This is a genomic window from Microbacterium umsixpiens, from assembly GCF_053543675.1.
The window spans coordinates 2,023-3,010 of record NZ_JBLVOH010000023.1 but is presented as its reverse complement, the minus strand read 5'-3'; the positions used below and the strand labels follow the sequence as shown (position 1 = coordinate 3,010).

The 988-nt window shown below is 66.2% G+C and carries 1 pseudogene; it reads right to left on the bottom strand.

The annotated features are described in order from the left end of the window. Positions 1–287: 287 nt before the first annotated feature. Positions 288–988, bottom strand: a pseudogene (locus ACNPM4_RS02085) (PKD domain-containing protein); the annotation flags it as partial.

Sequence of the window (988 nt, the reverse complement as noted above, 5' to 3'; positions counted from 1 at the left end):
CGAGACCAGGCCGCTCACGACCAGGACACCGACGACGGCGCCGATAGCCGCCTTTCGGACGCGCTTCAGCGCAAGGATGTTCCCCATGTGTTGTTCCCCAGTGATTTGATGTCGACCTTCAGGCCGGCATGCCATCGCCGTGCGTTCCCTCACCGAGACGGCTTCCCCACGAGTCCGCACACGGTCGGTCCGCAACGACGAACCCCAGTCGGAGCACGATAGCTACCGACATGTAAAATAATAGCATATGGGATGCGCCCCGTGAAGAGGGCTGCCATCAGCCTCGGCTAGTTCGTTGCCCCCATGGCGATGTCCCCGCTGGTGGCGGTGTCCCCGTCGGCATCCTTCGCCACCACGGTGTACTCCACTGACGTGTCGCTCGTCGCTGTCGTGTCGACGAGGGTGATCTCCGGTCGGTTCCACCAGGTGGCGTCGGCGGTCGTCGTGGCCACCGGCGTCGTGCTGTCCGAGCGGTGGAGCTCGTACGTCAGCGTCAGGTCGTCCCGATCCCAGTTGGCGGGGAGGGTGATGGTGACGCCTTCGGTGCCCTCGGCATTCGGCGCGACACTTCCCGTCCAGCTGTCGCCGGAGAGACGCGGCCCGTCCTTGGCTCCTCCCGGAGGTGTTGTGGAGAAGCGGACGATGCCCTCGAACTGCCCGTTGTTGACCGAGCGGAACTCACCGCCGATCGAGATCATGTCTCCCGTACCCGTGATCGACAGGCCCGCCTGACCCAGTCCTGAGGTCACGCCGACGGCCCAGTCCGGAGTCCAGTTGTAGGCCGAGGGGGCGGGTGTGCCCACCCAGTCCTTGTAGTTGGGCGCGGCCGGCTGATGCCCGAGCGTTCCGCGAGCATCCGCTGTGAAGGCCTCGGAGTAGCGATGCACGCGCTCGGTCTGCTCGGGGTGCAGGCCGACGGTGCCGCACGAGTGGGTGTGGCTCGTCGTGTACACGACCTTGCCCGTGGAGTAGACGCCGTAGTGGGGGG